This is a genomic window from Rhizobium sp. P1_E1 (assembly GCF_056406015.1).
Genome location: NZ_JBFUAY010000039.1, coordinates 12,255 through 39,071 on the forward strand (window position 1 = coordinate 12,255; position 26,817 = coordinate 39,071).

25 protein-coding genes, 1 pseudogene and 1 riboswitch are annotated in these 26,817 nt (G+C 61.0%); of the genes and pseudogenes, 17 read left to right on the forward strand and 9 right to left on the reverse strand.

Going from position 1 to position 26,817, the window contains the following annotated elements; all coding sequences use genetic code 11:
* Positions 1–74: 74 nt before the first annotated feature.
* Both AC1D1Z_RS15520 and AC1D1Z_RS15525 read left to right on the forward strand, forming a co-directional pair.
* The gene (locus AC1D1Z_RS15520) at positions 75–1,193 is read left to right on the forward strand and encodes an anhydro-N-acetylmuramic acid kinase (protein WP_477851090.1); all 1,119 of its coding nucleotides are present in this window, start codon (positions 75–77) and stop codon (positions 1,191–1,193) included.
* Positions 1,190–1,717, forward strand: a complete 528-nt coding sequence (locus tag AC1D1Z_RS15525) for a GNAT family N-acetyltransferase (RefSeq protein WP_113542039.1) — start codon at positions 1,190–1,192, stop codon at positions 1,715–1,717. The genes AC1D1Z_RS15520 and AC1D1Z_RS15525 overlap by 4 nt, the downstream gene beginning before the upstream one ends.
* Here the strand turns inward: AC1D1Z_RS15525 and AC1D1Z_RS15530 are convergent.
* Together AC1D1Z_RS15530 and AC1D1Z_RS15535 are read right to left on the reverse strand one after the other, a co-directional pair.
* Positions 1,714–2,889, reverse strand: coding sequence for an acyltransferase family protein (locus AC1D1Z_RS15530; protein WP_115157500.1), 1,176 nt, complete (start codon positions 2,887–2,889; stop codon positions 1,714–1,716). The genes AC1D1Z_RS15525 and AC1D1Z_RS15530 overlap by 4 nt on opposite strands.
* 144 nt (positions 2,890–3,033) lie before the next feature.
* Positions 3,034–3,711 carry an alpha/beta hydrolase gene (locus AC1D1Z_RS15535; RefSeq protein WP_003559715.1) on the reverse strand — a complete coding sequence of 226 codons (678 nt, stop codon included), beginning with the start codon at positions 3,709–3,711 and terminating at the stop codon, positions 3,034–3,036.
* Positions 3,712–3,928: 217 nt separating this feature from the next.
* Here AC1D1Z_RS15535 and AC1D1Z_RS15540 point away from each other — a divergent pair, with 217 nt between their 5' ends.
* The 8 genes from AC1D1Z_RS15540 (at position 3,929) to sufA (ending at position 11,138) form a co-directional block, all read left to right on the forward strand.
* Positions 3,929–5,095: a cysteine desulfurase family protein gene (locus tag AC1D1Z_RS15540; RefSeq protein ID WP_130759579.1), complete on the forward strand. Its 1,167-nt coding sequence runs from the start codon at positions 3,929–3,931 to the stop codon at positions 5,093–5,095.
* 142 nt (positions 5,096–5,237) lie between these two features.
* Positions 5,238–6,707 (forward strand): Fe-S cluster assembly protein SufB, encoded by a 1,470-nt coding sequence (sufB, locus tag AC1D1Z_RS15545; protein WP_477851094.1) that lies wholly within the window; start codon positions 5,238–5,240, stop codon positions 6,705–6,707.
* Position 6,708: 1 nt separating this feature from the next.
* On the forward strand, positions 6,709–6,882 hold the full coding sequence (locus AC1D1Z_RS15550; protein WP_165403380.1) for a hypothetical protein: 174 nt from the start codon (positions 6,709–6,711) through the stop codon (positions 6,880–6,882).
* Between the two features lie 68 nt (positions 6,883–6,950).
* Complete coding sequence (gene sufC, locus AC1D1Z_RS15555) at positions 6,951–7,706, forward strand: Fe-S cluster assembly ATPase SufC (RefSeq protein ID WP_003539985.1); 756 nt, start codon at positions 6,951–6,953, stop codon at positions 7,704–7,706.
* Positions 7,707–7,730: 24 nt separating this feature from the next.
* The gene (gene sufD, locus AC1D1Z_RS15560) at positions 7,731–9,005 is read left to right on the forward strand and encodes a Fe-S cluster assembly protein SufD (protein WP_130759578.1); all 1,275 of its coding nucleotides are present in this window, start codon (positions 7,731–7,733) and stop codon (positions 9,003–9,005) included.
* Positions 9,006–9,017: 12 nt separating this feature from the next.
* Entirely contained in the window at positions 9,018–10,259 is a 1,242-nt protein-coding gene (locus AC1D1Z_RS15565) for a cysteine desulfurase (protein WP_130759577.1), read from the forward strand.
* 12 nt (positions 10,260–10,271) lie between these two features.
* Positions 10,272–10,652 carry an SUF system Fe-S cluster assembly protein gene (locus AC1D1Z_RS15570; RefSeq protein ID WP_003559708.1) on the forward strand — a complete coding sequence of 127 codons (381 nt, stop codon included), beginning with the start codon at positions 10,272–10,274 and terminating at the stop codon, positions 10,650–10,652.
* Positions 10,653–10,745: 93 nt separating this feature from the next.
* The gene (gene sufA, locus AC1D1Z_RS15575) at positions 10,746–11,138 is read left to right on the forward strand and encodes a Fe-S cluster assembly scaffold SufA (protein ID WP_018072227.1); all 393 of its coding nucleotides are present in this window, start codon (positions 10,746–10,748) and stop codon (positions 11,136–11,138) included.
* A gap of 66 nt (positions 11,139–11,204) precedes the next feature.
* On the opposite strand, the gene AC1D1Z_RS15580 is transcribed toward sufA, so the two are convergent.
* Positions 11,205–11,510, reverse strand: coding sequence for a flagellar basal body rod protein FlgC (locus AC1D1Z_RS15580; RefSeq protein ID WP_028733774.1), 306 nt, complete (start codon positions 11,508–11,510; stop codon positions 11,205–11,207).
* Between the two features lie 686 nt (positions 11,511–12,196).
* On the opposite strand from AC1D1Z_RS15580, the pseudogene AC1D1Z_RS15585 reads away from it, so the two are divergent.
* A pseudogene (locus AC1D1Z_RS15585) lies at positions 12,197–14,482 on the forward strand (FdhF/YdeP family oxidoreductase).
* 33 nt (positions 14,483–14,515) lie between these two features.
* Here AC1D1Z_RS15585 and AC1D1Z_RS15590 read toward each other — a convergent pair.
* Together AC1D1Z_RS15590 and AC1D1Z_RS15595 are read right to left on the reverse strand one after the other, a co-directional pair.
* Positions 14,516–15,562 (reverse strand): glycoside hydrolase family 25 protein, encoded by a 1,047-nt coding sequence (locus AC1D1Z_RS15590; RefSeq protein WP_018445230.1) that lies wholly within the window; start codon positions 15,560–15,562, stop codon positions 14,516–14,518.
* 398 nt (positions 15,563–15,960) lie between these two features.
* Positions 15,961–16,584: a TetR/AcrR family transcriptional regulator gene (locus tag AC1D1Z_RS15595; RefSeq protein WP_477851098.1), complete on the reverse strand. Its 624-nt coding sequence runs from the start codon at positions 16,582–16,584 to the stop codon at positions 15,961–15,963.
* 95 nt (positions 16,585–16,679) lie between these two features.
* Between AC1D1Z_RS15595 and AC1D1Z_RS15600 the strand changes: the two genes are divergently transcribed.
* Positions 16,680–17,648, forward strand: a complete 969-nt coding sequence (locus AC1D1Z_RS15600; protein ID WP_130759574.1) for an SDR family NAD(P)-dependent oxidoreductase — start codon at positions 16,680–16,682, stop codon at positions 17,646–17,648.
* Between the two features lie 290 nt (positions 17,649–17,938).
* Here the strand turns inward: AC1D1Z_RS15600 and gcvP are convergent, their stop codons facing one another.
* From gcvP to gcvT, 3 genes are read right to left on the reverse strand one after another with little or no spacing between them, the layout of a single operon-like run.
* The gene (gcvP, locus tag AC1D1Z_RS15605) at positions 17,939–20,803 is read right to left on the reverse strand and encodes an aminomethyl-transferring glycine dehydrogenase (RefSeq protein WP_130759573.1); all 2,865 of its coding nucleotides are present in this window, start codon (positions 20,801–20,803) and stop codon (positions 17,939–17,941) included.
* Positions 20,803–21,165 carry a glycine cleavage system protein GcvH gene (gcvH, locus tag AC1D1Z_RS15610; protein WP_017994172.1) on the reverse strand — a complete coding sequence of 121 codons (363 nt, stop codon included), beginning with the start codon at positions 21,163–21,165 and terminating at the stop codon, positions 20,803–20,805. Before gcvH ends, gcvP begins: the two co-directional genes overlap by 1 nt.
* 23 nt (positions 21,166–21,188) lie before the next feature.
* A complete protein-coding gene (gene gcvT / locus AC1D1Z_RS15615; RefSeq protein WP_028733768.1) occupies positions 21,189–22,325 on the reverse strand; it encodes a glycine cleavage system aminomethyltransferase GcvT in 1,137 nt (378 codons plus the stop codon).
* A 156-nt stretch (positions 22,326–22,481) separates the two neighbouring features.
* Positions 22,482–22,574: riboswitch (glycine riboswitch) on the reverse strand.
* A gap of 157 nt (positions 22,575–22,731) precedes the next feature.
* Between gcvT and AC1D1Z_RS15620 the strand changes: the two genes are divergently transcribed.
* A complete protein-coding gene (locus AC1D1Z_RS15620) occupies positions 22,732–23,112 on the forward strand; it encodes a hypothetical protein (protein WP_131604851.1) in 381 nt (126 codons plus the stop codon).
* Between the two features lie 73 nt (positions 23,113–23,185).
* The gene (locus AC1D1Z_RS15625; protein WP_130758788.1) at positions 23,186–24,187 is read left to right on the forward strand and encodes a DUF1775 domain-containing protein; all 1,002 of its coding nucleotides are present in this window, start codon (positions 23,186–23,188) and stop codon (positions 24,185–24,187) included.
* A gap of 121 nt (positions 24,188–24,308) precedes the next feature.
* Here AC1D1Z_RS15625 and AC1D1Z_RS15630 read toward each other — a convergent pair whose 3' ends face one another.
* Positions 24,309–24,575: a hypothetical protein gene (locus AC1D1Z_RS15630; RefSeq protein WP_018242153.1), complete on the reverse strand. Its 267-nt coding sequence runs from the start codon at positions 24,573–24,575 to the stop codon at positions 24,309–24,311.
* 122 nt (positions 24,576–24,697) lie between these two features.
* Between AC1D1Z_RS15630 and crcB the strand changes: the two genes are divergently transcribed.
* The 3 genes from crcB to AC1D1Z_RS15645 all read left to right on the forward strand — a co-directional run bounded on the left by crcB (position 24,698) and on the right by AC1D1Z_RS15645 (position 26,812).
* On the forward strand, positions 24,698–25,075 hold the full coding sequence (gene crcB / locus AC1D1Z_RS15635) for a fluoride efflux transporter CrcB (RefSeq protein ID WP_018242152.1): 378 nt from the start codon (positions 24,698–24,700) through the stop codon (positions 25,073–25,075).
* A gap of 94 nt (positions 25,076–25,169) precedes the next feature.
* The gene (locus tag AC1D1Z_RS15640) at positions 25,170–26,162 is read left to right on the forward strand and encodes an RluA family pseudouridine synthase (protein ID WP_018242151.1); all 993 of its coding nucleotides are present in this window, start codon (positions 25,170–25,172) and stop codon (positions 26,160–26,162) included.
* Positions 26,159–26,812 (forward strand): HAD-IA family hydrolase, encoded by a 654-nt coding sequence (locus tag AC1D1Z_RS15645; RefSeq protein WP_130758787.1) that lies wholly within the window; start codon positions 26,159–26,161, stop codon positions 26,810–26,812. Before AC1D1Z_RS15640 ends, AC1D1Z_RS15645 begins: the two co-directional genes overlap by 4 nt.
* The last annotated feature ends 5 nt before the right edge of the window (positions 26,813–26,817 follow it).

The window sequence follows — 26,817 nt, forward strand, 5'->3', positions numbered from 1 at the left end:
TGTTGATCTGTCGCGGCGCGTTTAGCACTGTTTTTACAAAAGTGCATCCGGGAATCGCATGGGAGGCAAGCCTCATGAATGTCATCAGGACCGCGATCGGTCTGATGAGCGGCACGTCGATGGATGGAATCGACGTCGCGCTGATCAGGACAGACGGTCGCAGCTTCATCGAGCGCGGGCCGTTCATGGGCGTGCCCTATGATGCCGATTTTCGTGGGCAGCTCAAACGGGCGCTGGAAATCGCACGTCCACTGAGCGACAGGAACGAACGGCCCGCTGAGCTTCGTGCTATCGAGCTTGAACTGACCTTACGGCATGTAATTGCCGTCACGGCATTCATGGAGCGTTTCGAGCTTTTAGCCGATGGCGTCGATGTTCTCGGCTTCCATGGCCAGACGGTGCTTCATCGCCCTGATGAGGGATTGACGATCCAGATCGGCGACGGCCCGGAACTGGCGCACCGAACCGGCATACCGGTGGTCTACGACATGCGCGCCAACGACATGGTCCATGGCGGGCAGGGTGCGCCGCTGGTGCCGGCCTATCACGCAGCACTCGCGGGAAAATTCCAACAGCAGGGACAGGCGGTATGCTTCGTCAATATCGGCGGCATCTCCAATCCCACTTCTATCGGCACGGACGGCCGGATATCGGCCTTCGACAGCGGGCCGGGCAATACGCTGATCGACCAGTGGGTGGAGATGCAGACCGGCAGAACCTATGATCCGGGCGGCGAGATTGGCGGGCGCGGCGAGGTCGTTGCCAGCCTGGCGGAGCGTTATCTGCAAAGCCCGTTCTTTCGCGGCAATGTTCGTCGTTCCCTCGATCGGGGCGATTTTGCGCCGCTTCGGCCCGAGGAAGCAAGCCTTGAAGACGGTGCCCGGACGCTGGCGCATGTCGCCGCCGCCTCGATCATCAAATCCGCCAGCTTCCTGCCCGAGACCCCAGCGGTCTATATCGTCTGCGGCGGCGGGCGCCTGAACGCCACTCTGATGGCGGAATTTTCGGTCATGGCCGAAAGGTTCGGCTCGAAGGTACTGAGCGCCGAGGAGGCAGGCTTCGATGGCGACGCGATGGAAGCCGAGGCCTGGGCCTATCTCGCCGTCCGGTCGCTGGACGGGCTGCCGTTGACATTTCCCGGCACGACGGGAGTGGGCGTCCCAGTCAGCGGCGGGGTACTGGCAACGCCATGAGAGAGCAGAGGATCATATTGAAGACGCCGCGGCTGAGCTTCGTCATGTGGGACGAAGGCGATGCGGGCCTGGTGCGGCAGCTGCATTCGACAATGGCGACGACCCGCTATCTGTCCGGCAATGCGCCGTGGAGCCTCGAGAAGGCTGAGCAGCGGCTGAAGGGCTGGTTCGAAGAGCAGGCGCGCGACGGCACGACCAAATACAAGCTCCTCGCCGAGGACGGCAACTTCGTCGGCCGCGCGGGCATTTCGAAGTTCAGGAGCGAGCAATTCGAACTCGGTTATTCCCTGCGCGAGGAGGCGTGGGGCAAGGGCCTGGCAACGGAGGCGGCAGGCGCCTTGGCCGACTGGTTCTTCGAAAGGCGGTTTGCGCAAGGCTTCATCGCCTTCACGCATCCCGAAAACATCGCCTCGCAACGCGTCCTCAGAAAGATCGGCATGCGCGAACGCGCGCCGATCCCGATCGACGGAGTGCTTGGCACGGCTTTCGAACTCACCGCCGACATGCGGCCGCCAATGCCCTAACTTTTTACCGCGACCGGCCGGACATTTGATTCGCGACCAGCCTGGTTGCCATCCTCGACGCCCCTGACCTGAGCAATGAACGAGAACTTCTTGCGAAGGCCAAGGATCGGCTTCTCGATGAAATGCCAGGACAGCACCGCGACGGCGAGAGCCGATGGCAGGCCGACGAGATAGAGCGCCAGCGCACCATATTTCGGGTAGAGAAACACCGACGGGAACGAGCTGATCCAGATCTGCAAAAACGGGTCGTGATAGAGATAGACGCCGTAGGAATAGTCGCCCTTCCTGAAAAAGGCCGGAATGGGCACCTCGGACAGGCCGACGAAGACGGTGATGTAAACGAGAGAAGTGATCACCAGTGGCCGGTTCATCACCGACTCCGTCGCCCGGCTGTCCAGGGTCAGAATGGCGACGATGCAAACCAGGCAGGCGGCGGCGAACAGCCAGCGGGAATGCGGAATGACCGCTTTGAACTGAAAGGCGACGATGCCCATCATGAAGGCGGTTATCAGCTGGGAGCCTCGGCTCATGAACAGGAAGCGAGCGATCGGCTTGATTGTATCAGGTAACAGATAGGGCATCTTCTGCACGATAAGGCCGATGACGATGTAGGCGATCGTCACCGCGAGCAGCTTGTAGCGAGTCTTGACGATGGCGGTGATCATCAGGAACGACATGATGATGTAGCAGAAGATCTCCCAGGGAACCGTCCAGAGAGCGCCGTTGACGCGCTGGCTTGGATTATTCTCGAACACGCCCGGAAGCTCGTAATGGATCCAGCCGACGATATTCAGGAAGTATTTGAAAAACCGCTGATCGGTAAAATATTCGGAATGATAAACGACCGTAATGATCGGCCCGATAATCAACGAACAGACGACGATATCGACCGCAAGGGCCGGGACGATGCGCAAGCCTCGGTTGATCAGGAAATTCCGGAGGCTCAGTCGCTGGGCGCTGCCGGCGATGAGAAATCCGCTCAAAGCGAAGAACATCGGAACAAGAGCGTATTCAGTAAACCAGAATACCGACCCCCTGATGAAGTCATTGTTCTCGGTTAACAAAAAGGAATGGGTCAATACGATGGAAAAGGCGAGCCCTATTCGAAGAAAATCGAACCCCGGACCAATTCCCCTATACTTATCCAGGACTTCCCCGAACGACTTGGTCATTGCGGACCTCGCTTTTGTTAGGATCGCGAGGACCCTACCGCACTGCAACATACATTGCAACACGGTAGGTGATCTGTTCTGACACATCCGGCCCGGTGGTGTTCCGGACCGTCACGGCATCGATGAGGCCGAGATTTTGTGGTGTCAGCGAATCCGCTTGGCGGCCGGTTCCGGCACCAGTTCGCCGTTGAGGCGACGGTCGAGGTAATCCTCGCATTCGCCCATCAGCGTTTCCACCTGGCCATTGAAGAAGTGGTTGGCGTTGGCAACGGTGCGGTGGGTGATGAGGATGCCCTTCTGGGTCTTCAGCTTCTCGACCAAGCCGTTGACATCCTTTTCCGGCGCCACCTTGTCGGCTTCGCCGTTGATGATCAGTCCGGAAGAGGGGCAGGGCGCCAGGAAGGAAAAGTCGTAGGTGTTCGGCTGCGGCGCGATCGACATGAAGCCTTCGATCTCCGGCCGGCGCATCAGGAGCTGCATGCCGATCCAGGAGCCGAAGGAATAACCGGCGACCCAACAGGTCTTGGAATCGGGATGCAGGCTCTGCACCCAGTCGAGCGCCGAGGCGGCATCCGAGAGTTCGCCGGCGCCATGGTCGAATTCACCCTGGCTGCGGCCAATGCCCCGGAAGTTGAAGCGCAGCGTCGTGAACCCGCGCTTCTGGAACATGTAGAAGAGCTGATAGACGATCTGATTGTTCATCGTGCCGCCGAACTGCGGATGCGGATGCAGAATCAGGGCGATGGGCGCGCTTTTTTCCTTGGAGGGCTGGTAGCGGCCTTCAAGACGGCCGGCTGGGCCGTTGAAAATAACTTCGGGCATTGGTACTCCGGGTTTTATTTCGCGTTCGCGCTGCGCTGGATGACAACATGACTTGACTAGTGTTGTCAGCTTTTCTAAAACGCAGTTTAGAACAATTCGAAACTTGCATGGCGATCCACGCATCGTGGAACGTGTCATAAGGCAAGCCCGGCGGAAATTTCAAGAAAAATGAACCGCGGCCGCTGAAGCAAGCTCGTCAAGCGCAGGACTGAAGATCATGGCGCCGCCACGCCTTTATCTCGACTGGAATGCCACAGCGCCGCTGCACCCCGCAGCACGCGCGGCGATCATGCGCGCCATCGATGTGTTTGGCAATCCGAACAGCGTGCACGGAGAGGGCCGCGCCGCGCGCGCCGCCATCGAAGGCGCACGGCGCAAGGTGGCGGCACTTGCCGGCACCGGTCCTGGCAATGTGGTCTTTACCAGTGGTGCGACCGAAGCCGCTAACCTGGTGCTGACACCGGATTTCCGAATGGGCCGCACGCCGCTTCGGCTGGGCCATCTCTATTTTTCGGCGATCGAGCATCCGGCTGTGCGCGAAGGCGGCCGCTTCGCCAGGGAGAGTATGACGGAGATCCCGGTGACGGAAGCCGGTATCGTCGATCTCGATGCGCTCGGCCTCCGGCTTGATGCGCATGACAAGGCCGTCGGCCTGCCGATGGTCGCTATCATGCTCGTCAACAACGAGACGGGTATCGTGCAGCCGGTTGAGGCGGCGGCAAAGATCGTCCACGCCCATGGCGGGCTCTTCGTCGTCGACGCCGTGCAGGCGGCAGGCCGCATCGCGCTCGATATCGAGAAGATCGGCGCCGATTTCATGATCGTCTCCTCGCACAAGATCGGCGGGCCGAAGGGAGCCGGCGCGCTCATCGCACGCGGCGAGGCGCTGATGCCCAGGCCGCTGATCCAGGGCGGCGGGCAGGAGCGGGGTCACCGCTCAGGGACACAGAATTCTCTGGCGCTGATCGGCTTCGGCGCGGCGGCAGAAGCTGCGTCCGACGAACTCGAGGCGCGCAATGCGACGATCGGCGCGCTGCGCGAGCGGCTGGAAGCCGGCATGCGTGAGGCGGCATCCGATGTGATGATCCACGGCGAGGGCGGCGAGCGCGTCGCCAATACGATCTTCTTCACCCTGCCGGGGCTGAAGGCTGAGACCGGGCAGATCGCCTTCGATCTCGAAGGCGTTGCCCTTTCTGCAGGTTCGGCCTGCTCATCCGGTCGGCTCGGGGAAAGCCACGTGCTGACGGCAATGGGACGTGACGCCAAGCTCGGAGCGCTACGCATCTCGCTCGGCTTTTCGACGACGGAAGACGATGTCGACAGGGCGATTGCGGCTTTCGCGAAGATTGCCTGTCGGCGGAGGTCGGCGGGCGAGGCGGCTTGACCCGTCAAAACTTGCGGAAACGCAAATTTCTGCTTGCCAATCGGGCTGAAAAGTCCCTTTTGGCCTCTTACATAAAGGGCAGGACAATTGCCCAAACGCTACAAGCTGCCGGACCTTGTATCCGGCGAGATTGGAGAATGAGATGGCTGCCGTGCAGGAAACAATCGACCAGGTCCGCCTGATCGATGTGGACCAGTACAAATACGGTTTCGAGACCGTCATCGAGATGGACAAGGCGCCAAAAGGCCTGTCCGAGGACATCATTCGTTTCATTTCGGCCAAGAAGCAGGAGCCGGAGTGGATGCTGGAATGGCGTCTCGAGGCCTATCGTCGCTGGCTGACGCTGGAAGAGCCGACCTGGGCGCGCGTCAACTATCCGAAGATCGATTTCAACGACATCTATTATTACGCCGCGCCGAAAAGCACGCCGGGTCCGAAGTCGCTCGACGAGGTCGATCCGGAGCTGTTGAAGGTCTATGAGAAGCTCGGCATTCCGCTGCGTGAACAGGAGATTCTTGCCGGCGTCGAGAAGCCGAAGATCGCCGTCGACGCCGTTTTCGACAGCGTCTCGGTCGTCACCACCTTCAAGGCAGAGCTGAAGAAGGCCGGCGTGATCTTCATGTCGATCTCGGAAGCCATCCGCGAATATCCCGATCTCGTCCGGAAATATCTCGGCTCGGTCGTGCCGACCTCGGACAATTATTACGCGACGCTGAATTCGGCGGTCTTTACCGACGGCTCCTTCGTCTTCGTGCCGAAGGGCGTTCGTTGCCCGATGGAGCTGTCCACCTATTTCCGCATCAATGAGAAGGGCACCGGCCAGTTCGAGCGCACGCTGATCATTGCGGAAGAGGGCGCCTACGTCTCCTATCTCGAAGGCTGCACGGCGCCGCAGCGCGATGAAAACCAATTGCATGCCGCCGTGGTCGAGCTGGTTGCGCTCGATGACGCCGAGATCAAATATTCGACGGTGCAGAACTGGTATCCGGGCGACAAGAACGGCAAGGGCGGCATCTACAATTTCGTCACCAAGCGCGGCGATTGCCGTGGCGACCGTTCGAAGATCTCCTGGACGCAGGTCGAAACCGGCTCGGCTATCACCTGGAAGTATCCGACCTGCATCCTGCGCGGCGACGACAGCCGCGGCGAATTCTACTCGATCGCCGTGTCCAATGGCCATCAGCAGATCGACAGCGGCACCAAGATGATCCATCTCGGCAAGAACACGTCGAGCCGCATCGTCTCCAAGGGTATCGCCGCCGGCGTTTCCAACAACACCTATCGCGGCCAGGTCTCGGCTCACCGCAAGGCGTCGAATGCGCGCAACTTCACCCAGTGCGATTCGCTTTTGATCGGTGACAAGTGCGGCGCCCACACCGTGCCCTACATCGAGGCGAAGAATTCGACGGCGCAGTTCGAGCATGAAGCGACGACTTCGAAGATCTCCGAGGACCAGCTGTTCTACTGCCTGCAGCGCGGCATCCCGACCGAAGCCGCGATCGCACTGATCGTCAACGGCTTCGTCAAGGAAGTCCTGCAGGAACTGCCGATGGAGTTTGCGGTCGAAGCACAGAAGCTGATTAGCATTTCGCTAGAAGGCTCGGTCGGCTGATATGGAAACTGCGCAGTTTATTGATCAGGTGGCCACACCGATTGGCGTGGCGATTGCCAGTCTTTTCGTTTTTCGCCGCAAACGGCCGAACGCGGAGAGAATGAGCTGGATAATGAGCATTGCGGGAGCCGCCATGGTGCTTATTGCCTTTGTGGCACTTAAGCGCTTCTTATAAACTGATCTCCACATCCACTTTTGTACAGACGCTGGGTCGCTTGTGCCCGAGTACACAGGAAAAACGAAATGCTTGAAATCAAGAACCTCCATGCCCGCATTGCCGAAGACGGCACCGAGATCATCCGTGGCCTGAACCTGACGGTGAAGGCCGGCGAAGTTGCCGCCATCATGGGGCCGAACGGCTCCGGCAAGTCGACGCTCTCCTATGTGCTCTCCGGCCGCAGCGATTACGAAGTCACCGAGGGCGACATTCTCTATAATGGCGAGAGCATCCTCGAGCTCGATCCGGCCGAGCGTGCGGCCAAGGGCATCTTCCTCGCCTTCCAATATCCGGTCGAAATCCCCGGTGTTGCCACCATGCAGTTCCTGAAAGTGGCGATGAACGAGCAGCGCAAGGCGCGCGGCGAAGACGAGTTGACGACGCCGGATTTCATGCGCCGGGTCAAGGATGCTGCCGGCAAGTTGCAGATCAATACCGAGATGCTGAAGCGGCCGCTGAATGTCGGCTTTTCCGGCGGCGAGAAGAAGCGCGCCGAAATCCTGCAGATGGCGCTGCTCGAACCGAAGCTCTGCGTGCTTGACGAAACCGATTCCGGCCTCGACATCGATGCGCTGAAGATCGTCGCCGACGGCGTCAATGCGCTGCGTTCGCCGGACCGCGCGGTTGTGGTCATCACCCATTACCAGCGCCTGCTCGACTATATCGTGCCGGATACCGTCCACGTGCTCTACAAGGGCCAGGTGATCAAGTCGGGTGACAAGACGCTGGCGCATGAGTTGGAAGCCAACGGCTATGCCGACATCATCGGCACGGCAGCCTGAGTTCGGGTGGAAAGGACGACGTCCATGAACATGCAGACGACGAGCCGCCTGACTGCGGCCGAGACGGCGTTGATCGAGGCCTTCAACCAGCAGATCGGCGAACTGCCGGGCAATGGTGCGGTGACGGCCCTGCGCGACCGGCTTCTCGACGACCTGAAGAAGGCCGGCCTGCCGACGCGCCGCGTCGAGGCCTGGCATTATACCGACCTCAAGAATCTGCTGCGCACCGTTCCGCCGCAGGCGGGCGATGCCGGCTCGGAGGCTTTGGAGCCGCTCGTTGCTGATGCCACGGTGCTGGCGGTGATCCAGGGCCATTCCAACCAGAAGGCTACGGCCGACGGTCTTGGCGTTTCGGCCTATTTTGAACGTCTGCTTGACGGCTCTGCCGCAGGCGGGCTCGATGCGCTCGGCAGCGACGACGCCGTCGGCCGCATCAATGGCAGCTTCGTGCGCGACGGCTATGTCATCGACGTGCCTGCCGATGCCGAGCTTGAAAACCCTCTTGAAATCCAGTTCATCCATGCGGGTGGGCAGGCACATACGCGCCTTCCCGTGGCCTTCGGCGCCGGTGTCAAGGCGACCGTCATCGAGCGTCACCTCACGGTGACCGGTGATGCGGCTCTCGTGTCCCACGTCAGCGACATCACGGTGGGCGAAGGCACGGAACTGACCTGGATCATCCTGCAGCAGCAGGGGGCCGACGATACGCATCTCGGGCAGATCCGCATCGATCTCGGCGCTGACGCCAAGCTCCGGCTTTTCGTCATCAATGCCGGCGGCAGGCTGGTGCGCCAGGAGCTTAACATCAAGGTGACGGGCGAGGGCGCCGATCTGACGTTGCGCGGCATCAACCTGCTCGGCGGCGACAGCCATATCGACGTGACGATGGTGCTCGGCCATGACGTGCCGAACACCGGCTCGACCGAAGTGATCCGCAACGTCGTCTTCGACCGCGCCAAAGGCGTCTTCCAGGGCATGATCCGGGTCGCGCCCGATGCGCAGAAGACCGATGCCAAGATGGCCTGCAACACGTTGCTGATGTCCGACGACGCCGAATTCTCTGTCAAGCCGGAGCTCGAAATCTTCGCCGACGACGTGCAGTGCGGCCACGGCGCGACGGTGACCGATATCGACGCCAATCATCTCTATTACATGATGGCGCGCGGCATTCCGGAGAACAAGGCGCGGGCGATGCTCGTCAACGCCTTCGTCGCCGAGATCGTCGAGGAACTGGAAGACGAGGCCCTGGTCGAGGCGCTGGAAGGCGTGATTTCGGCCTGGCTCGAAAAGCACGCCTGATCGGATATATCAATGGACAAGATAGTGCCGGCCACCCAATACGACGTCGAAGCCATCCGTCGGGATTTTCCGATCCTGGCGGAGAAGGTGCACGGCAAGCCGCTGGTCTATCTCGACAACGGTGCCTCGGCGCAGAAGCCGCAGCTGGTGATCGACGCCATCTCGCATGCCTATAGCCATGAATATGCCAATGTGCATCGCGGCCTGCACTATCTCTCGAATGCGGCCACGGACGCCTATGAGGCAGCGCGCGAGAAGGTGCGCCGCTTCCTTAATGCACCTTCGGTCAACGACATCGTTTTCACCAAGAATTCGACGGAAGCGATCAACACCGTCGCCTATGGCTGGGGCATGCCTAGGATTGGCGAAGGCGACGAGATCGTCCTGACGATCATGGAGCACCATTCCAATATCGTGCCCTGGCACTTCATCCGCGAGCGGCAGGGCGCCAAGCTTGTCTGGGTGCCAGTCGACGACGAGGGCGCTTTCCATATCGAAGATTTCGAGAAAAGCCTGACGGAGCGCACCAAGCTCGTCGCCATCACCCATATGTCGAATGCGCTCGGCACTATCGTTCCCGTCAAGGAGGTCTGCCGGATCGCGCATGAGCGCGGCATCCCGGTGCTGATCGACGGCAGCCAGGGCGCCGTGCATCTGCCGGTCGATGTGCAGGATATCGATTGCGACTGGTACGTCATGACCGGTCACAAGCTCTACGGCCCGTCCGGCATCGGCGTGCTCTACGGCAAGAAGGAGCGGCTTTTCGAGATGCGGCCGTTCCAGGGCGGCGGCGAGATGATCTTCGAAGTTGCCGAGGATATGGTGACCTATAACGACCCGCCGCATCGTTTTGAGGCCGGCACCCCGCCGATCGTGCAGGCGATCGGGCTCGGTTATGCACTCGACTATATGGAGAAGGTCGGACGCGAGGCGATTTCGCGCCACGAGGCCGATCTTTCTGCCTATGCGGTCGAGCGGCTGAAATCGGTCAATTCGCTGCGGGTCTTCGGGACGGCGCGCGACAAGGGGAGTATCTTCTCCTTCGAGCTTGCCGGCATCCATGCCCACGACGTCTCGATGGTGATCGACCGGCAGGGTGTTGCGGTCAGGGCCGGCACGCATTGCGCCATGCCGCTCTTGAAACGCTTCGGCGTCACATCCACATGCCGTGCATCCTTCGGCATGTACAATACCCGCGCCGAGGTCGATGCCCTGGCCGATGCGCTTGAATATGCGCGCAAGTTCTTTGCTTGAGGAGTGTCCGTGATGAGCCTGGACGAAAGCGAACAGAAGATCGACGTGCGCGAAGGCATCGTGCATTCCAGCATTCCGGCCGATGAGCTGGCGCGGCTGAGCGACGACGTCATCAGCGCGCTGAAGACCGTCTACGATCCGGAAATTCCAGCCGACATCTTCGAACTTGGTCTGATCTACAAGATCGACATCGAGGACGACCGGATGGTGAAGATCATGATGACGCTGACCGCCCCGGGCTGCCCGGTTGCCGGCGAGATGCCAGGCTGGGTCGAAAACGCCGTCGGCGCCGTCGAAGGCGTATCAGGCGTCGAGGTGGCCATGACCTTCGATCCGCCGTGGACACCGGATCGCATGTCCGAAGAGGCGCAAGTCGCCGTCGGCTGGTACTGAGATCCCGCGGTATTGATCCGTTTACCTCAGGGTACTACATTTGAGTCACGATGCGCCGGATCTTGACCCCGGTTGCGGAAGGAGAATGAGCCGATGGGCTTTGCAATCATGAGCATGACGGACGGGGCTGCGGCCCGCGTCAAAGCGATCGTCGAGAATTCTGGGCCTGATGCCAAGGGCGTGCGCGTCGGCATCAAGAAGGGCGGCTGCGCCGGGATGGAATATACCATCGACCTGGTGACCGAGCCCAATGCCAAGGACGATCTGATCGAGCGCGATGGTGCCAAAGTCTGGGTCGAGCCGTCGGCAGCCCTCTATCTGCTCGGTACCGAAATGGGCTTTGAGACGACGACGTTGCGCTCCGGCTTCACCTTCACCAATCCGAACCAGACGTCGGCCTGCGGCTGCGGCGAATCCGTCGAGCTGAAGCCTGCCGATCTCGCGGCCCTTGCTGCCCAGCGCCAGGGTGAGCCGGCGCATTCCTGATAGCCGCGACTTTCAGGCTGGCGGGAAATTCTCAGGCAGCCAATTCTCGATGAAATTCGGGCGTGCTCAGTCGCGCTTGATGCTCATCAGCATTTCCCACATGTCAGCGCCGGTCTCGAAGACCACGGCGTTCGCCTTGTAGCTCTGCTCGGCTTCGGTCAGATCGGTCAGTTCAGTGGCCGGATCGACATCGGATGCCGTCGGGTCGACGAGGGCCTGGACGCCGCCTGATACAACGGAGGTGAGGCTGGTGTTCAGCCTTGTATAGCCCGGGGTGCTGCTGTTTGCGATGTTGTTGGCAATTGCGCCGACACGTGTGGTCTGCGCCCGCATTCCCGAAAGAGCAATGCTCGTAATACCCGATATGCTCATCAGCCGTTTCCCCAGAACTGGATGGTAACCTTCTAGCTGCGAGGGTTTAGGAAATGCTGAAGGCTTTGCGTTAGCAAAAGCCTTAGGTCAGGGCCTTGTGCTGTCGCCTCTGTTCAGGATCGGCACGGGACTATATCCAGGATAGGCGGCAGTGGAGCGCCTTTGCGACGATTTTCAAGTTCGATATGGTCCATGGCTATTCTCCTTGGCTGGAATGAACGGATTTCGGAATGGGGCGATCTGGTTGCGCGGCTGTCAGTTTTGCGTTCCTGTTCGCTGGCCTTGAAAGAATCGTCGAGCAGGTTTGAAATGCAGGACATTCAATGCTGGTGTAGCTGGGCCTATACTTCTGTCTAGGTTTCAACGGGCATGACGAGGTTGGGACAGGATCAACAAGATCATCCCCAATACCTATGTATAGTTTCGTCGCCTGCTATCGGGACGGTAAGGTCTAGGTGTCTCTCGGAAGTGACTTCCATGTGGAGACCGGCACCGCGAATGTGCCGATAGACATCGGCATGTCCCCTCCCGCGCCGAAGTCTCGTGGATCCGATGATCCGCCAGGACCGCTCCGCCCCCTCGGAGCGGTCCGATCTTTTTTAAGAGGATGTCCGCGCCATCTATCGCATGGCATCCCTTTGCATTGATAATAGGCGCTGACCCTCGGCGGATTTGTGGAGCAGGTGATGACCAAGAAGCGGCCGAAAGGCATCGAGAAATACACGGCCCCCGCCGGCGGCTGGGGTGCACTCAAAGCCGTTGCCGAAACCCTTGCGCGCCAGCAGGTCATTGCGCAGGGGGCTGCGACGCTGCTGAAAGCCAATCAGCCCGAGGGCTTCGATTGTCCGGGCTGCGCTTGGCCCGATCCCAAACATACGAGTTCGTTCGAGTTCTGTGAAAATGGCGCCAAGGCGATCACCTGGGAATCCACGGCGAAACGTGCCGGGCCCGACTTTTTCGCGGCGCATACGGTCGCCGAACTGTGGCAATGGAACGACCATCAGCTGGAAGACCAGGGCCGCCTGACACACCCGCTGGTCTATGATCACGCCAGCGACCGTTACCTGCCGATCGGCTGGGAGGAAGCCTTCACGCTGATCGGCGCGGAACTGCGCAAACTGCCCGATCCTGACATGGCTGAATTCTACACATCGGGACGCGCCTCGAACGAGGCTGCATTCCTGTTCCAGCTTTTCGTCAGGGCCTACGGCACCAACAATTTTCCCGACTGCTCGAACATGTGCCATGAGGCAACCAGCGTCGGCCTGCCACACTCGATCGGGGTCGGGAAGGGCACGGTGACGCTCGAAGATTTCGATCATGCCGATGCGATCTTCAGCTTCGGCCACAATCCTGGCACTAACCACCCGCGGATGATGACCACTCTGCATGATGCCGCGAGGCGCGGCGTCCCGATCGTGGTCTTCAATCCCCTGAAAGAACGCGCGCTCGAGAAATTTGCGGCACCGCAGAACCCGGTGGAAATGGCGACGATGTCTTCGACGCCGATCGCATCGGCTTATCATCAGCTGCGCACCGGCGGGGATCTCGCTGCCCTCAAGGGCCTGCTGAAGCGGATATTCGAGCGCGACGATGCCGATATCGCGGCAGGCGGCAAAGGCTTTCTCGACCGGGAATTCATCGAAGCCCACACGATCGGACTGGAGGCTCTCAAGGCCGATATTGCAAAGACGGAGTGGGCGTCGATCCTGAAGAGATCAGGATTGACGCTCGAAGCGCTCGATAGCGCCGTTGATGTCTATCTCAACGCCCGTAATGTTATCCTCTGCTATGGCATGGGCATCACCCAGCACAGCCACGGCACCGCCAATGTCCAGCAGCTTGCCAACTTCCTGATGTTGCGGGGAAATATSGGTCGCCAGGGTGCTGGTATCTGCCCGCTGCGGGGGCATTCGAACGTTTAAGGTGACCGGACCGTCGGGATCACCGAGATCCCCAACAAGGCGCTTCTCGATGGTATGGAGAAGGCCTTCAGCTTCCGCCCGCCCGAGGAGAAAGGCCATAATGCCATCGAGGCCATCGAGGCGATCATCGAAGGCCGGTCGAAGGCGCTTGTCTGTCTCGGCGGCAATCTCGCCGTCGCCATAGCCGATCCGGAAGCGACATTCGAAGGTATGCGCAAGCTCGACCTTGCGGTCCATCTCGCGACAAAACCCAATCGCTCGCACCTGCTGATCGCCCGAACCTCCATCATCCTTCCCGTCCTCGGCCGTACCGACCAAGATATTCAGAGGACGGGGCCACAATCGGTGACCGTCGAGGATTCCATGGCGATGGTGCACGCCTCACGCGGCTTTCTGAAGCCGCCCGGCGACGAACTAAGGTCCGAACCGGCCATTATCGCCGGCATCGCCAAGGCAACGCTCGGCGCCAAATACGATATCGATTGGGACGGGATGGTCGCTGACTACAACCGCATTCGGGAAAAGATCGAGGTGGTCTTTCCCGATTTCCATGATTTCAACACAAGGGTCAGGAAACCCGGCGGTTTCCGGCTCACGGTGGCCGCCTCCGATCGGCAACGGCGCACGCCCTCGGGAAAAGCGCAGTTCCTCATCGCGCCTGGACTGGAGGAAGATCCGCGCCTTGCAGACGCAGACACACTGGTTCTGACAACGCTGCGCAGTCACGACCAGTACAACACGACAATCTACAGCCTTGACGACCGCTATCGAGGTGTCTTCGGCCGCCGTGACGTGATCTTCATGAACAGCGGCGATCTCTCCGCACGCGGCCTCGCCGACGGCGACAAGGTCGATATCGAGTCGGTCGCTGAAACCGGCAGCAGGGCGGTCAAAGGCTTCACCGCAGTGGCCTACGACATCCCTGTTGGCTCCATCGCCGGATATTATCCCGAGATGAACAGGGTCATCGCGCTTGGTGATTACGACCGGAGATCGGGAACGCCTGCCTACAAGGGCGTGCCGGTAAAGGTGCAGAAGTCCGCGTGAGGTCAGGCAAGCGGACTGGCCTGGCGGGCTCGGCTACCGCGACGCCACCCAGTCGTGCCAGTCGCTTTCGTTGCCGTTGAACACGTTGAGATCGATCTTGCCGTCGACGCCATCGGAAAGGCCGGAGCCGGAATACTGCCAGAAGAGCCACTTGCGGCCCGGATAAACCTTGGAGGGATGAGCGGCGACCGAGCGCAGCCAGAAGGGATAGTCGAGCAGTTGACCCTTCAAATTGTCGCGGTAGAAGTCCGGCGCCGTGTAGATGATCGGGCGTTGGCCGTAATAGCGCTCCAGCTTGTCCATGAAGACCTGCATCTTTTCCCGGACACGTGCAGGCGAGATGCGCCTCTTGCAGCTCGATTCGCCGTTCCATTCAACGTCGATGACGGGTGGAAGAGCGTTGGCTTCCCTCGGCACGTTGCGGATGAACCAGTCGGCCTGTTCGCCGGCTGTCCGGCACCAGTAGAAGAAGTGATAGGCGCCGTGTTTCAGGCCGGCTTCCTTGGCCCGGCGCCAGTTTTTCTTGAACATCGGATCGAGGTGATCGCCGCCGTCGGTGGCCTTGATGTAGACGAAGTTCGCGCCTTGCCGCCGCAAGGTCTCCCAGTCGATCTCGCCCTGCCAGCGCGACACGTCGACTCCGTGGACGGCTAGCTTTCTCGGCGAGGTGGAGCCGAAGTTGATCGGCTTGGCATCGCGGAACCGGTGGCCGTAAATTTGCCCGCGGGTCGGCGACCTCGTGCCGACATCGGGCATTGTATTGCCGGCGGGATTGGTCGGCATCAGCAGGGCGACCGGCTTTTCCATCGGCATCGGCATGCCGACCGGCCTGTCTGCGGGCACGAGCGCCTGCGGCTCTGGAACCTCTCCTGTCCAGCTCAACGCCTGCGGCGGCGGGCTTGCCTGGGGCGCAGGATCGCCCACGGCGGCAGCCGGTATCGGGCCGCTCGGCTGGGTGATGGCGTTGGTCGTTTCCCGCGACGGTACGGGGGTGAGCACATCTTCGGCGCCAGAACTTGCGGCGCATCCCGACAGGATCAAGGCGGCGAGGAGGATTGCTGGCACAGCCGATGGACGCATAAGAACCTGCACGCAAAACAAGGGACCGACGATGATCCATGTTGATGGAAGCCGCCTTTATGAATTGCTAACAGAGACTTGCTAAGAAAGGTTAAATTTGATCCTTGAGCGCCAAAAGCATAAAGCCCCTCCCAACCCGTGGGAGGAGCTTTGGCTAACGCTGCTATTCGGCCGCCTCGACGTAGATTTCCACCAGCGGGCAGCTGCAGATCAGGTTGCGGTCGTCGTAGACGTTGTCGACGCGGAAGCCGCCGGGCGAGAAGCAGGCCTGTTCGCGGCTATGGGGGCGATCCCAATCGCCGACGAGGTTCTTCCAGCTTCGCGGAGATCCTCCATGTCGATGTTGCCATTCTTGCGCAACTCCATCTGAGACGGCCGTGCCGGATGGTACGACAGCCTCAGCGACTGGCTTTCATGCCCGCTATCAGAATATCGATGAGTTGCCTTGCCGCATCCCGCCAGGCGGGGCCACAGCTGATGCTCGCGCCGCCCGCCAGGGCGCGCAGGATATCGAGTGGGTCCATCGCCAGACGGATTTCACCGGTGGCGACTGCGCGATCCACCAGCAGATTGACGGCACCTATGATCAAATCGGCAGAATCGGCATAGAGCTCGGAGGTGCCGCCGACCAAAGAATCCAGCACCTCGGACATGCCGTGTTTCGTCACGACATAATCCACGAACTGCACCAGCCACAGGCGAAGCGCTTCGACAGGCGGATGTGTATCGGCAAGACTTTTGGCGGCAGCGGCAAGCTGCGTCGTCTCGTTGCGGTAGATGGCGGAAACCAGTGCATCGCGCGTCGGGAAATGGCGATAGAGTGTGCCGATGCCGACGCCCGCGATGCGGGCGATTTCCTCCAGGCTGGCGCTGGAACCCTTGTCGGCAAAGACGGTCTTTGCCGTTTCCATCAGCAGAAGACGATTGCGTTCGGCATCCGCACGCGGCTTTCGGACGGTGGGTCCGTCACTTTTTTCAGCCATTTCCGAGAAGTCCCCTTGATAATCGGAGGTACCCTCCATATTTATCTGGAGGCATCCTCCTTTTATTTCATTTGAGGCCGGCGGGCAATGGTCCACCAGCCCGGAGCGGTGCGTCCATAATCAAGGAGATAATCATGAGTGGACTTTTTGGCGCGACATCAACCACCGATGAGGTGCTCGCCGGCGTCGATCTCAAGGGCAAGCGGGTTCTGGTGACGGGTGTTTCGGCCGGCCTCGGCGTGGAAACCGCGCGCGTGCTGGCAGCCCATGGAGCGCAGGTGGTGGGTACGGCACGTGACCTTGCAAAGGCGAGGGCGGCAACGGAAGTCGTGCGCGCCGGTGCGGCCAATGGCGGCAGCCTGGATATCGTCGAGCTTGATCTTGCCTCTCTGGCAAGCGTGCGCGCCTGCGCCGATGCGCTCATTGGGGATGGCCGGCCCTTCGATGTCGTCATTGCCAATGCCGGCGTGATGGCGGCTCCTTTCGGCCGCACCGCCGATGGCTTCGAAACGCAGTTCGGCACCAACCATCTCGGTCATTTCGTGCTGGTCAACCGCATCGCGCCGCTGATCAAATCGGGCGGCCGAGTGGTGATCGTCGCATCCTCGGCCCATCGCATGGCGCCCTTTAGCCTCGACGACCTCAATTTCGAGAGCAAGACCTATGAGCCCTGGGCGGCCTATGCCCAGTCGAAAACCGCAAATATCCTGTTCGCAGTGGAACTCGACCGGCGCCTCAAGGAGCGCGGCATCCGTGCAACGGCACTGCATCCCGGCGGCATCCAGACCGAACTCGACCGTCATCTCGACCCTAATATGATTGAAGGCATGATAACGCAGATCAACGCAGCACTCGCCGCCGAGGGCAAGCCGTCCTTCCTGTGGAAGACGATTCCTCAGGGTGCGGCTACCTCCGTCTGGGCAGGTTTCGTCGCCCCGGCAGACGCGGTCGGCGGCAAATATTGCGAGAATTGCCACATCTCCGAAGTGACGGATGCGGAGATCAGCCCGATTTCCGAAGGCGTGCGCACCTACGCGCTCGATCCCGAGACGGCCAGGGCATTGTGGGCCAAAAGCGAGGATATGGTCGGCGAGCGCTTCTAGGCCGTAAACCGGCACGCTTCGAGCTGATAGAGAGCAGGGGAACTGGGAAACTGGTGCCCCTGCCGAGGAGTTGAACCTGGATCAGCGGCTAAGCAGACAGCTGCTCTGACGTTGAGCTACGCAGGGCGTAGCATGTTATGCCAGARATGACGTTCGCAGGCGAACGGAGCTTCGAGAGACGGTTAGAGGCTAAGGTTAACCGCGCATCTCTATCAGAATTAGAAAAGCCCCTCCCATGATGGAAGGGGCTCGGATTGTTCGGCCCTTCGCTACAGCATCGGCCTCGACCGCTATTCCGCTGCCTCTGCGTAACTTTCCACCGGCGGGCAGGTGCAGATCAAGTTGCGGTCGCCATAGACGTTGTCGACGCGGTTGACCGGTGACCAGTATTTGTCGACGCGGAAGGCGCCGGGCGGGAAGCAGGCCTGTTCTCGGCTGTAAGGACGATCCCATTCGCCGACGAGGTCTTCCACCGTGTGCGGGGCGTTCTTCAGCGGGTTGTTCACCTTGTCCATGCGGCCATCCTCGATGGCGCGGGCTTCCTCGCGGATCGCCAGCATCGCCTCGCAGAAGCGGTCGAGTTCGGCCTTGGTCTCGCTTTCCGTCGGCTCGATCATCAGCGTGCCGGCGACCGGCCAGCTCATGGTCGGCGCGTGGAAGCCGCAGTCGATCAGGCGCTTGGCGACGTCGTCGACCGTAACGCCCGAGCTGTCGACCAGCGGACGGGTGTCGATGATGCATTCATGCGCGACGCGGCCGGCAGCCGACTTGTAGAGCACGTCATAGGCGCCCTTCAGCCGGGTGGCGATATAGTTGGCGTTGAGGATCGCCACCTTGGTCGCCTGCGTCAGGCCTTCGCCGCCCATCATCAGGCAATAGCTCCAGGAGATCGGCAGGATCGAGGCGGAGCCGAAGGCGGCGGCCGAGACCGCACCCGAACGGCCGTCGGTTTCGGGATGGCCAGGCAGGTAGGGAGCCAGATGCGCCTTGACACCGATCGGGCCCATGCCGGGTCCGCCGCCGCCATGCGGGATGCAGAAGGTCTTGTGCAGATTGAGATGCGAAACGTCGGAGCCGATGTCACCGGGGCGAGACAGACCGACCATGGCATTCATGTTGGCGCCGTCGAGATAGACCTGGCCGCCATGCTCGTGCACCAGATCGCAGATCTCCTTGACGGTCTCCTCGAAGACGCCGTGCGTCGAGGGATAGGTGATCATGCAGCACGAAAGGTTTGCCGCATGCTCCTCCGCCTTGGCGCGGAAATCGTCGAGATCGATATCGCCATTTTCGCGCACCTTGACGACCACGACCTTCATGCCGACCATCTGGGCCGAGGCCGGGTTGGTGCCATGCGCAGAGGTCGGGATCAGGCAGACGTCCCGATGGCCGTCGCCATTGGCGATATGATAGTTGCGGATCGTCAGCAGGCCGGCATATTCGCCCTGCGCGCCGGAATTCGGCTGCATGGAGAAGGCGTCGTAGCCGGTGACGGCGCAGAGCTTTTCGATCAGGTCGTCGATCATCTCGCGGTAGCCGAGCGCCTGGTCGGCCGGCACGAAGGGATGGATGTCGGAAAACTCCGGCCAGGTGATCGGCAGCATTTCCGCCGTCGCATTGAGCTTCATCGTGCAGGAGCCGAGCGGGATCATCGAGCGGTCGAGCGCCAGATCCCGATCGGAGAGCCGGCGGATGTAACGCGTCATCTCGCTTTCGGCACGGTTCATGTGGAAGATCGGATGGGTGAGGTAATCGCTGGTCCTGAGCAGGCCCTTCGGCAGGCGGTAGGAGGGCTCGAAATCGGCGATCGTGAAATTGCCGCCGAAGGCCCGCCAAACGGCTTCGAGCGTCGCCGGCCGGGTGCGTTCGTCAAGGCTCATGCCGATCCCGGTTTCGCCGACCTTGCGCAGATTGACGCCTTCGGCGACGGCGGCACGCAGGATGAGACCCTGCATGTGGCCGACATCGACGGTAATTGTGTCGAAGAAGGTGTCGGGTTCGACCTTATAACCGAGCTTTTCCAGGCCCTTGGCCATCAGCACGGCCTTCTGGTGCACCTGCTGGGCGATCGCCTTGATGCCCTTCGGGCCGTGGAACACGGCGTACATGGAAGCCATGACGGCAAGCAGCACCTGAGCTGTGCAGATGTTCGACGTCGCCTTCTCACGGCGGATATGCTGTTCGCGGGTCTGCAGCGACAGGCGATAGGCGCGGTTGCCGCGGGCATCGACGGAAACGCCGACGAGGCGGCCGGGCATGGAACGCTTGATGGCATCCTTGACCGACATGTAGGCTGCATGCGGGCCGCCGTAGCCGATCGGGACACCGAAGCGCTGCGAGGAGCCGACGGCGATATCGGCACCCATTTCACCAGGCGACTTCAGCAGCGTCAGCGCCAGGATATCGGCGGCGACGATTGATATGGCGCCCGCCTGGTGCAGGCGCGCGATCAGGCCGGTAAAATCATGCACGTGACCGTGCGTGCCGGGATACTGGAAGATCGCGCCGAAGACATCGACAGGATCGAGATCGGTGAAGGGATTGCCGACGATGACGCTCCAGCCGAGCGGCTCGGCGCGGGTGCGGATGAGGGCGATGGTCTGCGGATGGCAGTCGGCATCGACGAAGAAGGCTTTTGCCTTCGACTTGGCCACACGCTCGGCGATCGCCATGCCTTCGGCGGCGGCGGTTGCCTCGTCGAGCAGCGAGGCGTTGGCGACGTCGAGGCCGGTGAGGTCGCAGATCATCGTCTGGTAGTTCAGGAGCGCTTCCAGGCGGCCCTGGCTGATCTCCGGCTGGTAAGGCGTATAGGCGGTGTACCAGGCCGGGTTTTCCAGGATGTTGCGCTGGATGACCGGCGGTGTGATCGTGCCGTAATAACCCTGGCCGATCAGCGAGACCAGCACCTTGTTCTTGTTGGCGGTCTCGCGCAGCTTGTCGAGCGCCTCGCGCTCGGTCATCGGCGCGCCCCAGACGAGCGGCGCCTTCTGGCGGATCGAGGGCGGCAGCGTCGCGTCGATCAGGCCGTCGAGGCTGTTGTAGCCGATCACCTTCAGCATGTCGGTCATCTCGGCCGGCGAGGGGCCGATATGACGGCGATTGGCGAAATCGTAGGGCTGATAGTCGGTGAACTGGAATTCTGTCGGCGTCGTCATTACGCAGTGAGCTCCTTGTAGGCCGCTTCGTCGAGCAGACCATCGGCGTCGGCAGCATTTGCAAGCTTCAGCTTGAAGAACCAGCCAGCGCCCTGAGGATCGGAATTGACCAGCGACGGATCTGCAACGATGGCCGGATTGACCTCGGTAATCTCGCCGTCAAGCGGACAATAGACGTCGGAAGCAGCCTTGACCGATTCAACGGTCGCGGCATTGCCGTTCTTGGAGAAGGTTGCGCCGACTTCCGGGAGTTCGACGAAAACCAGGTCGCCGAGCTGATCGACGGCATAAGTGGTGATGCCGACCGTCGCAACGCCGCCTTCGATCTTCAGCCATTCGTGTTCTTCGGTAAATTTCAGCATTGTTCGTCCTCTCTGGAAAAGGTTTAGCGTTTGTAGGTCGGTGTGACGAAGGGCAGGGCGCTGACGGTGGTCGGCAGATATTTGCCGCGCACCTCGGCATAGACCAGTGTGCCGGCCGCAGCATGGGAGACCGGCACGTAGCCCATGGCGACGGGGCCTTCGACGCTGGGGCCGAAGCCGCCGGAGGTGACCTCGCCGATTTCGACCTTGCCTTCGGCATCGGCATAGAGCTTGGCATGGCCGCGCACCGGCGCCTTGCCTTCCGGCTTCAGGCCGACGCGGCGGCGCGCGGCGCCGTTTTCGAGTTCGGACAGGATGCGGCCAGAGCCCGGGAAGCCGCCGGCGCGCGCGCCGTTGCCGCGCCTTGCCTTCTGCATGGCCCACTCCAGCGCCGCCTCGACCGGTGAGGTGGTCGTGTCGATATCGTTGCCGTAGAGGCAGAGGCCGGCTTCGAGGCGCAGCGAATCGCGGGCGCCAAGGCCGATCGCCTGAACGTCCGGATGTTCGAGCAACCGCATGGTGACATCCTCGGCCTTGTCGACGGGGATCGAAATCTCGAAGCCGTCCTCGCCGCTATAGCCGGAGCGTGAGACCAGACAGGAAACATCGTGCAGGCGGCAATGGCGCACGTCCATGAATTTCATCGCCGCGACGTCGGCCCAGAGCTCGGCAAGAACTTCGACCGCGCGCGGTCCCTGTAGCGCGATCAAAGCGCGATTGAGGAGCGTGATGTCGCACCGGTCGCCGATATGGGCCTGCAGATGAGCGAGATCGGCCTCCTTGCAGGAAGCGTTGACGACGATGAAAAGGTGATCGTCGAGATGAGTGATCATCAGATCATCGAGAATGCAGCCGGTATCATCGGTGAAGAAGCCATAACGCTGGCGGCCTTCGGCAAGGCCGAGGATATCGACCGGCACCAGGCTTTCGAGCGCCAGCGCCGCATCCTCGTAGCTGCCAGATTTCGCCTTCACGATGACCTGGCCCATGTGGGAGACATCGAAGAGGCCGGCTTCGGCGCGGGTATGAAGATGCTCCTTCATGACGCCTGCGGGGTATTGCACCGGCATGTCGTAACCCGCGAACGGCACCATGCGGGCGCCGAGCGAAAGATGCAGGGCATGCAGCGGGGTTTTCTTCAGGGCAGCAGTATCGTCCAAAAGACGCCTCCGGGGTTTGCGCCTTCTTGCGAAGGCGCGGGCTCAAATCTGAAGGCGCGGCTGCGCACTTCTCTCCTGAGCCCCCTCTGTCCCTTTGCCTGAGATTGTTATCCCTTCGGCGAGCGTTTCGAGAACGCTTCTCTCCAGAGTTCCGTCTGCCCCTTGCTGGTCCTTTTGCCTGAGAGTTTCCGGGGCGGTTGCTCCTTCGGCACCGGTGGCGAAAGCACCGGCTTCTCCCAACAAGGTTGGCGCAATTATCCGGCGGGTGTAGCGCTTGGCAAGGCCAAATGTCGTGACCGGACAATTTTTTGTCGCCATATCCATGCCAAGCCCTGATCTGCGGCAAATCTGCTTTTGCATTCCGTGGGGAAACCGGCTATCGCGACATGCTGTTGAAGGGGATCTCATGCGGCAGACCGGACTGAAAGCGACGCTCTTCCTGCGCACGCTTTGCGCATTGAGCCTGCTTTTGCTTGGCCTCGCCCATCAGGCACCTCAGGCTGTCGCCTCCGAAGGCTACGATGCAGCGGCCTATGTGCTGCCTGACGGTACCTTCGCCTCGCTCTGCGTCACCGTGAAGGACACCGACGGCAAGACCGTCGCCTTCAAGCCGAATTGCGAAGCCTGTCGGCTGTCGGCCTCCGTCATCCTGCCGGCGCCGGATGCGGGCTCCTGGCTCGAGCGCAAGCTCGCCGCGCTGATCAACGCGCCGATCGAAACCTCAGCCGTTGCCAGCGTAAGCGCCGTCAGCCGGCCGAATTCCCGCGCACCTCCCGTCCTCGCCTGATCTGCTTCCGCAACCTATGATGCAGCATGCCGGTCCGCCCGAGAGAGGTCCGTGGCCGGCGAGGAGATATCCGATGAAAACTCTCAAGACATTTGGCAAGACATTCGGGCTTGCCGCCGTTCTTTCCGCGACCGCCTTTGCCAGCGCCGAGGCGCATGTGACCTTCCTCGACAGAGAGGCGAAGCAAGACAGCACCATTCTTGCCACGCTGCAGGTGCCGCATGGCTGCGACGGCAAGGCGACCACGGAAGTGCGGGTCAAGCTGCCGGAAGGCTTCGTCTTCGCCAAGCCGCAGCCGAAGGCAGGCTGGGAGCTCGAGGTGATCAAAGGCGACTACCAGAAGACCTACGACAATCACGGCGACAAGGTGAAGACCGGCGCGATCGAAGTGCGCTGGAAGAACGGCAATCTCTCCGACGATTTCTACGATACCTTCGTCATCCAGGGTAAAGTGTCAGGCGTCGAGGCCGGCACCGCGCTCGCCTTTCCGGTGACGCAGATGTGCGGCGATACGGTCACGGCCTGGGATCAGGTGGCTGGGGAAGGTGGCGACGCGCATGGACTGAAAAGCCCGGCGCCGCTGTTGAAGGTCGTCGCCGGCGAAGACCATGGTCACGACCATGACGATATGGCAGGCATGGACATGTCCGGCATGGCTGGCATGGCCGCTGCCACACCGGCTGGCGAAACGGTCAAGGCCGGCGATCTCGAGATTTCCGGCGGCTTCGCCAAGGCAATGCTGCCCGGCCAGCCGGTCGGCGGCGGCTTTTTCATGGTGAAAAACAACGGCAAGACGGACGATCGCTTGCTGTCCGTGACGTCGCCTGTATCAGGCGAAGTTCAGATCCACGAGATGGAGACCAAGGACAACGTCATGCGGATGCGCCAGCTGAAGGACGGCATCGCCATCGCCGCTGGCGAGACGGTCAAGCTTGAGCCCGGCAACCTGCATCTGATGTTCCAGAAGGTGAAGACGCCGTTCAAGCAGGGAGACACCGTGCCGGTGACGCTGACCTTCGAAAGGGCCGGCAAGGTCGATCTGGTCCTGCAGGTGCTCTCCGCTCAAGGCAAGTGAGAGCAGCGATTCAAAGTGCTACAGCGTCCTTTGCGCGTCTGGAAAGACGCGCGGCGCTGTAGTTAAAAAAAGCCCGCGATAGCAATCGCAGTCGCGGGCTTTCGTTTGGAAGGCGATCGCCTCAGAAGTCTTCGTAGGATCGCAGCGCCTGTTTCAGGCCGGACTGCGGCTGGCGGTTGCCCTTCGCCATCAAGTCGAGCGCAACTTCGGTTGACTGGATGATGCTGGAGGGCTCGTCTATTTCCTCAGTGCCTTCGGCCTTCAACTGCCGGTCGGCAACGCGCCGTGCGTCGCGCGCCGCAGTGCTCGTCGCGACACGCTGCGGGATTCGGAGCGACTCGAAAGCAACAGCGGCGGTGTTGGCCGATATGGACAGGAGCTGGGTCATGCCAGTCACCGTATCGGCATGATCTTGGCACCATCATAAGAAAATCATTGGCATTTTACAAAATGGTAAGAATTCATATGAGCTCGATTGGAATCACTTTCGCAACGCGGTAAATCCGGCTCATGATCCAGGCTCTCCTTGTCGCCTTCGGCGGCGCTATCGGTTCCGTTCTCAGATATTACGTCGGTCAGTGGACGCTACGTCTCATGGGGCCGGCCTTTCCCTGGGGAACGCTTGCCGTCAATGTTGTCGGCTGCTTCGTCATTGGCGTCTTCGCCGAGCTGATCGCGCGGAAGTTTAACGCCTCGACGGAACTGCGCCTTTTGCTGATCACCGGCTTCCTCGGGGGCTTCACCACTTTTTCGGCCTTCTCGCTGGATGCCATCTCGCTATTCGAACGCGGCGAGGCTGTTGCCGGCGGCATTTATATCGCTGCGAGCGTCGGACTATCGATGGCGGCCGTCATCGCAGGCCTTGCTGTCATGCGCGCTTTGGCCTGATCTCTTTTCCGGTTTCCGTTTTGCGTGAAAATGCTCTAAAGGCTGCGGCAAGAACGCCGGCTTGGCCTGCGCTGCAATTTCCGAAAGATTTTTTATGGCTGGCATTGAACATATCAAGGTTGAACCCGACGAAGCCGGCATGCGGCTCGATCGCTGGTTCAAGGTACACTTTCCGGGGCTCGGTTTCGGCCCGCTGCAGAAGCTGCTGCGCTCCGGCCAGGTGCGCGTCGACGGCGGACGTGTCAAATCGGATGCGCGCGTGCAGCCCGGCCAGACGGTGCGCGTGCCGCCGCTGGATGTCGATGCCAAGCTGAAGTCAGGACCGATCGCCGGCAAGGATCTCAAGCATTCGACGGATTTCGAACTGCTGTCGCGCATGGTGCTGCATGAGGACGAAAAGGTGATCGTGCTCAACAAGCCACCCGGTCTTGCCGTGCAGGGCGGCTCCGGCGTCGCCAGGCATATCGACCAGATGCTCGAAGCCTGGACCAGCCCGAAGGGCGAGAAGCCGCGGCTCGTCCACCGTCTCGACCGCGATACGTCTGGTGTTCTCGTCATCGCCCGCACCCGCGGTGCCGCGCAGAAGCTGACGGCGGCCTTCCGCGAGCGCGATACCAAGAAGACCTACTGGGCGCTGGTCAAGGGCGTGCCACGCAAACACGAGGACAAGATCTCGACCTGGCTCGTCAAGGAGCCGACGGCTGACGGCGACCGCATGCGTATCGCCAAGCACGGCGAGGATGGAGCAGATCACGCCGTTTCCTTCTATCGTGTGCTCGAAACCGCCGCCCAGAACCTCGCCTGGCTGGAGATGGAACCCTATACCGGCCGTACCCATCAGCTGCGTGTGCACGCGCTGCATATCGGCCATCCGATCATCGGCGATCCGAAATATTTCGACGACGATCCGAATTGGGATTTTCCAGGCGGCGTCCAGAAGAAGCTGCATCTGCACGCGCGTCACATCGACATCCCGCACCCCTCCGGCGGGCGCCTGCGCATCAGTGCGCCGCTGCCGTCGCATATGGTGCAGACCTGGAATCTTCTCGGCCTCGATCTCGCCAGTGCCGAAAGGGACGCCGAATGAAACTGGCGCTTTTCGATTGCGACGGCACACTGGTCGATAGCGCCGGCCTGATCCACGAAACCATGCGCAGGACCTTCGATAAGTTCGACAGGCCGGAACCGCGCTTTGAAGACACCAAGGCCATTATCGGCCTGTCCCTCGATATTGCGATTGCCCGCATGCAGGGCAGGCAGCATGTGGAGCAGGAAGACATCGACATGACGGCGCACTACAAATCGCTGTTCTCGATCGTGCGTCAGGATCTCGATTACAAGGAGCCGCTGTTTCCCGGCATCCGCGAGATGATCGACGCGATCAGCGGGCGCGATGACCTGCTGATCGGCGCGGTGACGGGTAAATCCCGCCGCGGGCTCAAGCTCGTGATGGAGACACATGGTTTCGACGCGCATTTCATCGTCGCACGCACCGCCGACGATTGCCCCTCCAAGCCGCATCCAGCCATGGTGAGCGAATGCTGCGATGAAACCGGCATGAATGCTGCCGACACCATTGTCATCGGCGATGCGGTTTACGATATGCAGATGGCAAAGGCTGCCGGCGCCAAGGCGATCGGCGTTGCCTGGGGCTATGCCAGCGTGGATGAGCTGATCGCCAACGGCGCTGATGCGATCGCCTACCATCCGAACGAGATATTGCGTCATTTTTCTTGAGGTGA